This window comes from Rhodoplanes roseus (genome assembly GCF_003258865.1).
GTDB lineage: Bacteria > Pseudomonadota > Alphaproteobacteria > Rhizobiales > Xanthobacteraceae > Rhodoplanes > Rhodoplanes roseus.
The window spans coordinates 1-8,105 of record NZ_NPEX01000260.1 but is presented as its reverse complement, the minus strand read 5'-3'; the positions used below and the strand labels follow the sequence as shown (position 1 = coordinate 8,105).

Sequence of the window (8,105 nt, the reverse complement as noted above, 5' to 3'; positions counted from 1 at the left end):
TAGGCCGTCATGCCGGTCTCGCGGCACGGCACCTTGTCGAGGTCGAGGGTGACGCCGAGGTCGCCCTTGGCGCCCATCTCGACGGCCGAGCAGGTCAGCCCCGCCGCGCCCATGTCCTGGATGGCGACGACGCAGTCCTTCGCCATGATCTCCAGGCACGCCTCGAGCAGCAGCTTCTCGGAGAACGGGTCGCCGACCTGGACGGTCGGGCGCTTCGCCTCGGCCTCGTCGTCGAACTCGGCCGACGCCATGGTGGCGCCGCCCATGCCGTCGCGGCCGGTCTTGGAGCCGAGATAGACGATCGGCATGCCGACGCCGGACGCCGCCGCGTAGAAGATCTTGTCGGTCTCGGCGAGGCCGAGCGCGAAGGCGTTGACCAGGTTGTTGCCGTCGTAGCTCTTGTGGAACCGCACCGAGCCGCCGACCGTCGGCACCCCGAAGGAGTTGCCGTAGCCGCCGACCCCGGCCACCACGCCGGCGACGAGGCGCCGGGTCTTGGGATGGCTGGGCGCCCCGAACGACAGCGCGTTGAGGCAGGCGATCGGCCGCGCCCCCATGGTGAAGACGTCGCGCAGGATGCCGCCGACCCCGGTGGTCGCGCCCTGGTAGGGCTCGATGTAGCTCGGGTGGTTGTGGCTCTCCATTTTGAACACGGCGGCGAGCCCGTCGCCGATGTCGATGACGCCGGCGTTCTCGCCCGGTCCCTGGATCACCCAGCGGGCGCTCACCGGCAGCGTCTTGAGATGAATCTTCGACGACTTGTACGAGCAGTGCTCGTTCCACATCGCCGAGAAGATGCCGAGCTCCGTGAAGGTCGGCGTCCGCCCGATCAGGGCGACGATCCGGTCGTACTCGTCGGGCTTCAGCCCGTGCTGGGCGATCAGCTCCGGGGTGATCTTGGGCTCGGTCTGGCTCACGGAAACGCCTTCATGCTGCACCGCTACGAGGCGCAGGCATCGCCCGGGAGCGCCCTCCCGTCAACCGCGAACCGCGCCGCGGCCGGGCTCGCCGATCGGGCGGACCCGCCTGCCCCGGTCCTCGCCGTCAGTTCAGCCGGGTCGGCCGATCGGCGTGCGACGCCTCCGGACCGGATGGCGCCGGCGGGGCCGGACCCGGCTCCGCGGCGGCCGCCGGGGCTGTGGTGGCCGGGCCGGTCGGGCTGGTGCCGGCGGGCGCGGCCGCGCCGGCGGCCCGGTCGGCATCGGCCTGGGCCTGGCGGCGGTAGGACTTCCAGCCGAGCGGCAGGCAGCCGAGATAGATCAGCGTGCCGACGGTGAGCACCTCCCACGGATAGCTGATCAACAGGGCGAAGAAGAGCACGGCCAGCACGAAGGCCGGCAGCACCAGCTCGGGCGCCACCCGGGTGCCGAGCTTCTTGCCCGACCACACCGGCAGCTTGGAGATCATCAGGATGCCGATCGCCAACGTGTAGAGCAGCACCAGCGAGGTCGGGATCAGCACCTTGGAGACGCCGAGGAACTGCAGGTACAACGGCAGCAGCACCACGATCGCGCCGGCCGGAGCCGGGATGCCGGTGAAGAAGTTGCCGGCCCAGGCCGGCCGGGTCGGGTCGTCGATCATCACGTTGAAGCGCGCGAGCCGCAGCCCGCAGCAGATCGCGAACACGATGGCGACGATCCAGCCGACGTTCTTGAAGTCGTGCAGGCCCCAGAAATACAGGATCAGGGCCGGCGCGACGCCGAAGTTGACGAAATCGGCGAGGCTGTCGAGCTCGGCGCCGAAGCGCGACGTGCCCTTCAGCATGCGGGCGAGGCGTCCGTCGACGCCGTCCAGCACGGCCGCGAACACGATGCCGGCGAGCGCCAGCTCGAACCGCCCTTCGGCGCCGAGCCGGATCGCGGTCAGGCCGGCGCACAGCGACAGCAGCGTGACGATGTTGGGAACGAGGGTGCGGACCGGGATCGGGCGGAACGCGCGTCGGCGCGGCTCACGGCGGTCGCGATCGGGATCGAAGGGAGGGAACAGGGACATGGCGGACGGACTATAGATCCGGCCGTCCCGTTCCGCCATGCCGCAGCCGCAGCACGATGTCGCGGCTCACGGTGTCCCTCGCGCGGCCGGGCGCCTCCCCGGCTCCGCTCACGCGATCGCGCCGGCGCTCGCCCGCGTCCGCTCGACCGTGCGCGCGTGGCGGATGGCCCGCGCCACCGCGGCCCAGTAGCGGGCCCGCTCCGCCTTGCGGAAGTTGCGCCGCTGCATCCGCCGCGCGACGCCGTAGGCCCGGGTCCCGAAGATCTCCATCATCGCCTTGGCCTGCGCCGCCACCGGCCTGTCGTGGTCGAACTTGAGTCTCGTCATCGCCCCGCCTCGCAAAATCGTGCTGCTGCCGCGCCGTCGCCGGCGCAGCCGAAAAGAGCGGCCGCCTCACAATGGAAAACGCACATACACGGCGATCACGAACGAACAGGTTGCCCGTCCAGGCTATTCAACGAGCCTGGATTCGAGTCTCTGCTGTATCGCTCTTGATCGCGGACCGCCGCATGCTGTGCCCCTATGCCGGGACAACACGGATCGGCCTCTTGTTTATTATCGTTGTGGTGACGCCCCGATGCCTCGTGACTCTGTTGTGAGTCACATGGCGGGCGTTGACAACCCTTACTGAGATACCGTGTCCGGGCACGACTCGGGAATCGCCGGACAGATTAGAGACATTCCAAGGTGAGCCGCGCGGTCGTTCTCGTCACGGACTCGTTCGGACTCCGTCCGTTCTCGTCGGACATGCCGGGCGGCGGGCTTCGCACCCCGCCGCGCCTTCCCTCGAAGCCCTACCCCACCCGAAACGTGCGGCCCGGATCGCTGGCCTTGAGGTCGGCGATGATGGTCTCGCCGGCCAGCATGGTCTGGCCTTCGGCGACCAGCGGGCGGGTGCCCTCGGGCAGGTAGACGTCGACCCGCGAGCCGAACCGGATCATGCCGACCCGCTCGCCCGCCCCGACGCCGGCGCCCTCGCGCACGAAGGTGACGATGCGGCGCGCGACCAAGCCGGCGATCTGCACCATCCCGATCTTCACGCCCGACGGCGTCGAGATCACGAAGCCGTTGCGCTCGTTGTTCTCGCTCGCCTTGTCCAGCTCGGCATTGATGAATAGGCCTGGCGTGTAGGCGATGCGCTCGATGCGGCCGGCGATCGGGCTGCGGTTCACGTGCACGTCGAAGACGTTCATGAAGATCGACACGCGCGGCAGCGGCAGGCTGCCGAGGCCGAGCTCGACCGGCGGCACCGCGGGCGTCACCCGCGCCACCCGGCCGTCGGCCGGCGACACCAGGATGCCTTCGCGCAGCGGCGTCACCCGCGGCGGATCGCGGAAGAAGTACACGCACCACAGCGTCGCGACGACGCCGAGCCAGCCGAGCGGCGACCACAGCCAGAACAGGACGAGGCTCACCAGCGCGAAGGCGCCGATGAACGGATAGCCCTCGGAATTGATGGGCACGAGCTGGGAACGAATGGAATCGACGATGGACATGGGTGCTCTCGAAATTGATCGGCGCTCCTGGCTCTCCGTCCGTCATTCCGGGACGCGGACCGCAGGTTCGCAGGCCCGGAATCCATACTCACCGACCGGGATTATGGATTCCGGACAGCCGACCTGCGGTCGGCTTCCGGAATGACGCGCCGAGAAGTCGGCCGCCGTCCGCTTGAGTCGGGCGTTCCTATCACATCGTCGGGCCGGCTGCGCGGCTGCATTGGCGGGACCGCACAACCAGGACCGCGCCCTCACGCCGCCGCCTCGGCCCGGTCGGCCGCCGGGGCGCCGTCCGGCCGGTCGGGATTGCCGTCCTCCGGCGACACCGGCGGATTGCGGTTCGGTGCGTCCGGGGCGTCGTCGACCGTCTCGCCGACCTCGGCGAGCTTTTCGCGCGCCGCCTCGGCTTCGCGCTGCCGGTTCCACATCGAGGCGTAGAGCCCCGACGCGGCCAGCAGGGCGGCGTGCGTGCCACGCTCGACGATGCGGCCCTTGTCCAGCACGATGATCTCGTCGGCGCCGACGATGGTGGACAGCCGGTGGGCGATCACCAGCGTGGTGCGGTTTTTCGAGACCTGCTGCAACGCGTCCTGGATCTCCCGCTCGGTGTGGCTGTCCAGCGCCGAGGTCGCCTCGTCGAGCAGCAGGATCGGCGGTCCCTTCAGGATGGTCCGCGCGATGGCGACGCGCTGCTTCTCGCCGCCCGAGAGCTTGAGGCCGCGCTCGCCGACCTCGGTCTCGTAGCCCTTCGGCGCCATCCGGATGAAGCCGTCGATGCGGGCCAGCTTCGCCGCCTCCTCGACCTCCGCGTCGGTCGCCTCCCATCGGCCGTAGCGGATGTTGTAGCGGATGGTGTCGTTGAACAGCACCGTGTCCTGCGGGACCATGCCGATGCTCTCGCGCAACGACGTCTGCGTCACGGCGCGGATGTCCTTGCCGTCGATGGTGATGCGGCCGCCTTTGACGTCGTAGAAGCGGTAGAGGAGCCGCGAGATCGTCGACTTGCCGGCGCCCGACGGCCCGACGATCGCCACCGTCTTGCCGGCGGGCACCTCGAAGGACAGGCCCTGCAGGATCGGCCGGTCGGGATCGTAGGAGAAGCGCACGTCCTCGAACCGGATCGTGCCGGCCGTGACGGCGAGCGGGGCGGCGCCCGGCGCATCGGCGATCTCGGCCTCGCGCGACAGGATGCGGAACATCGATTCGATGTCGATGATCGCCTGCTTGATCTCGCGATACACCATGCCCATGAAGTTGAGCGGCTGGTAGAGCTGGATCATCATGGCGTTGATCATGACGAAGTCGCCGATCGTGTGGGTGCCGTTGCGCACCCCGATCGCGCACATCGCCATCACCACCGTGAGGCCGACCGAGAAGATCGCGGCCTGCCCGGCATTGAGCACGGCGAGCGACGTGTAGGCCTTGACGCTCGCGTCCTCGTAACGGACCATCGAGCGGTCGTAGCGCGCCGTCTCGCGCTCCTCGGCCGAGAAGTACTTCACGGTCTCGTAGTTGAGCAGCGAGTCGATCGCCTTGGTGTTGGCGTCGGTGTCGCTGTCGTTCATCTTGCGGCGAATGCCGATGCGCCACTCGGTCGCGACATAGGTGTACCACATGTACATCACCACCGTCGCCACGATGGTCGCCACGTAGCGCCAGTCGAACTGCCACAGCAGCACGCCGACGATCAGGGCGAACTCGACGATGGTCGGGACGAGCTGCAGCAGCACCATCCGGACGATGATCTCGATGCCGTTGCGGCCGCGCTCCAGCACCCGGGTCAGCCCGCCGGTCTTGCGCTCGAGATGGAAGCGCAGCGACAGCTTGTGCATGTGCTCGAAGGTGAGGATCGCCAGCCGCCGCACCGCGTGCATGGCGACCTTGGCGAAGACCCCGTCGCGCGCCTGGGTCAGCACCGCCATCAGGATGCGGCTGCCGCCATAGGCGACGGTGAGCGCGATCGGCGCCGTCAGCACCCAGGCGAGCGTGGTCGCCGTCCCGGTCCCGGCACCGGTCTCGGTCAGGGCGTCGGTTGCCCACTTGAACGTGAACGGCATCAGCACGGTGACGAGCTTGGCGGCGAGCAGCAGCACCAGCGCCCACATCACCCGGCCCTTGAGGTCGCGCCGGTCGGACGGCCAGATATAGGGCCACAGCGCCACCAGCGTGCCGAGCAGCGCTCCCTTGTCGGCGGAGACGTCACGGGATTCGGGCGCAGTCGGTCTCATGCGGGCTCGATTCGAGGTTTCTACGATCGGGTGTCGGATCGGTGTCGGGTGTCGGGTGTCGGGTGTCGGGCAATACCGGAAGGCCCGGCCTTCCCTGGGCGGCCGGACCGGGCGGGACGACGGCGGGACAAACCCGCCCTCCCCCATATAGGCGTTCCCGCATCGGTGTGCAGCCGTCCCGGACGCAAGTCCAGCCGGCCGGCGGCGCCCGCCCCGCTCCGCCCGGCCTTGACGCCAGCCATTGCCGGCGCCAGATCGGTCTTATGAGCAAAATCCGGAAGATCTGCGTCTATTGCGGCTCGAGCACGGGGACCGACCCCGCCTGGCTCGCCGCCGCGCGCCGGCTCGGCCGGCTGATGGCCGAGCACCGCATCGGCCTGGTCTACGGCGGCGGCTCCAACGGCCTGATGGGTGCCGTGGCCACCGCGGTGGTCGATCACGGCGGCGAGGTGGTCGGGGTGATCCCCGAGTTCCTGCGCACCAAGGAGAACATGTTCGACCGCGCGACCGAGCTGATCGTCACGCACGACATGCACGAGCGCAAGCGCATCATGTTCGAGCAGGCGGACGCCTTCGTGGCGCTGCCGGGCGGTATCGGCACGCTGGAGGAGCTGGTCGAGCAGCTCACCTGGGCCCAGCTCGGCCGCCACAGGAAGCCGATCCTGCTGGCCGACATCGGCGGCTTCTGGCAGCCGCTGGTCGACGTGCTGGAGCGGATGCGCGACGCCGGCTTCATCCACAACGGCGCCCTGATGAACTACCGGGTCTGCAGCCGCGTCGACGACATCCTGCCGACCCTCGCGGCCGCCGTCGCGCCGGTGAGCGAGCGCGAGAAGGCCGGCGACGCGGAGACGGTCGAGAAGCTGTGAGCTCGCGGCCGGCGGAGCCGGACTCTCCGTCGCCCCGGCGCCTCCGCCCCCGGCAGCGTGACGCGAACGCCACGCACCCATGCGAACCGACCGGCGGCACCGCTCGGCCGGCCGGTCCGAATGGACATGTGAGATGTTAATATAATAACCTGTTACGACTAGTTCGTACCGGGAAGTGAGGGGCCCTCGGCACGCCGGTTCGCGGCTGCCGGCGCGGAGTCGTGTGCTCGGTCGGGCAATGGCGCCAATCCGGCGGACCGCCGATCGGGGGATACGAGATCCATGGCCGAGCTTCTCTTCCTGCTGGTCGGCGGGCGCGTCGTCCGTGAGAAATGGTGGATCGTCGGTCTCGTCGGATCGGTGTGGCTGCTCGGCGGCGTGTTCTTCTTCACCGACGCCCTGATCGAGGAGATCCGCATCCACCCGGCGTGGTTCGCGGTGCCGCTGCTGCTCGACGCCATCGTCTCGCTCACCGCCGCGCTCGGCGTCGTCGGCGGACGGCGGGCGCTGCGATTCGTCAAGGCCGCGGTGCTGATCCTCGTCTCGGTCCTGATCCTCGACCATCCCTGGCGCAGCGACATGATCGTCGGGTTCCTGGTCGGATTCCTGCTGGTGATCGACGCGAGCTGGCGGGCCGCCAGCGCCGTCCTGGTGCGCTATCCGCGCTGGCGCCGCTCGGTCGCGGCCGCCGCGCTGGAGTTCGTGATCGGCCTGTGGTCGTTCGTGCCGTGGCCGACCAACTGGGAGGGCGAGGTCGGCGTCGACGTCGGCACGCTGATGATCGTGACGGCGCTCGGCCTGCTCACGCTGGCGCTCCGCATCCGCCGGCTGCCCGCGGGCGTGCCGGTCGCCCGCCTGGTGAACGAGGGATGGCCCGCGGACGACGGGTCGGCCGAGGCCGTCGCCGCACCGGACCGTCGCGCCGGGACCGTCACGGTGCATGTGTGGACCCCGACCGGGGCGATGGTGTCGCTGCGGCGGGGGATCGCCCGCTACGTCGCCGCCCTCGACGAGAACGGCGTGATCTCGACCGGCCATGCGGCGCTCGAAGCCGGGCCCGCGATCTATATCAGCCATTATCCGGCCGTGGAGATCGAGCGCGACCAGGCGCAGTTCACCAAAACGCTGCGGGCGACCGCCGAGAACGACGTGCCGGGGCGCTTTCAGCCGAGCTACACGGTGGAGAGCGCCGAGTGGTGCCCGTCGACCCGGCGGGTCGAGCTGCATGGGCTCGACCTCGCCGCGCTGGAGGCGTTCTGGTCGCTCTATCGCCGCGACAGCACCTACAACCTGACCAACCGCAACTGCTCGAGCGCCGTCGCCAAGGCCCTGGACGCGGCCGTGGAGGGCGTGTTCGCCGAGCGGTCGCGCTCGCTCGGCTTCATGCTGCGCCTCGCCCTGCTGCCGGAGCTGTGGGCCGCCGGGGTGATGCGCCGGCGCGCCGCCCTGATGGCGTGGACGCCGGGGCTGGTGCTGGACTACGCCCGCGCGCTCGCCGGGGTGCTGGAGCTGCCGGCCCG

At 69.7% G+C, this 8,105-nt stretch carries 7 protein-coding genes; 2 read left to right on the top strand and 5 right to left on the bottom strand.

Going from position 1 to position 8,105, the window contains the following annotated elements; translation table 11 throughout:
• The 5 genes from CH341_RS25065 to CH341_RS25045 form a co-directional block, all read right to left on the bottom strand.
• Positions 1-917 (bottom strand): AIR synthase related protein (locus tag CH341_RS25065; RefSeq protein WP_245431242.1); only part of this gene is annotated, 917 nt, incomplete at its 3' end.
• A 127-nt stretch (positions 918-1,044) separates the two neighbouring features.
• A complete protein-coding gene (gene pssA, locus CH341_RS25060; RefSeq protein ID WP_111421703.1) occupies positions 1,045-1,992 on the bottom strand; it encodes a CDP-diacylglycerol--serine O-phosphatidyltransferase in 948 nt (315 codons plus the stop codon).
• 108 nt (positions 1,993-2,100) lie between these two features.
• The gene (locus CH341_RS25055; protein WP_111421702.1) at positions 2,101-2,319 is read right to left on the bottom strand and encodes a hypothetical protein; all 219 of its coding nucleotides are present in this window, start codon (positions 2,317-2,319) and stop codon (positions 2,101-2,103) included.
• A gap of 467 nt (positions 2,320-2,786) precedes the next feature.
• A complete protein-coding gene (locus CH341_RS25050; protein ID WP_281023581.1) occupies positions 2,787-3,503 on the bottom strand; it encodes a phosphatidylserine decarboxylase in 717 nt (238 codons plus the stop codon).
• Positions 3,504-3,739: 236 nt separating this feature from the next.
• Positions 3,740-5,716: an ABCB family ABC transporter ATP-binding protein/permease gene (locus tag CH341_RS25045; RefSeq protein WP_111421700.1), complete on the bottom strand. Its 1,977-nt coding sequence runs from the start codon at positions 5,714-5,716 to the stop codon at positions 3,740-3,742.
• Positions 5,717-5,979: 263 nt separating this feature from the next.
• On the opposite strand from CH341_RS25045, the gene CH341_RS25040 reads away from it, so the two are divergent.
• Both CH341_RS25040 and CH341_RS25035 read left to right on the top strand, forming a co-directional pair.
• Positions 5,980-6,585, top strand: coding sequence for an LOG family protein (locus CH341_RS25040; RefSeq protein WP_111421699.1), 606 nt, complete (start codon positions 5,980-5,982; stop codon positions 6,583-6,585).
• A gap of 282 nt (positions 6,586-6,867) precedes the next feature.
• Positions 6,868-8,105: protease (locus CH341_RS25035; protein WP_111421698.1), on the top strand; the 1,238-nt coding region annotated here is incomplete at its 3' end.

Coding starts and splice junctions, on each gene's coding strand:
- CH341_RS25040 (WP_111421699.1), top strand. CDS start 5,980: ATGAGCAAAATCCGGAAGATCTGCGTCTATTGCGGCTCGAGCACGGGG.
- CH341_RS25045 (WP_111421700.1), bottom strand. CDS start 5,716: ATGAGACCGACTGCGCCCGAATCCCGTGACGTCTCCGCCGACAAGGGA.
- CH341_RS25055 (WP_111421702.1), bottom strand. CDS start 2,319: ATGACGAGACTCAAGTTCGACCACGACAGGCCGGTGGCGGCGCAGGCC.
- pssA (WP_111421703.1), bottom strand. CDS start 1,992: ATGTCCCTGTTCCCTCCCTTCGATCCCGATCGCGACCGCCGTGAGCCG.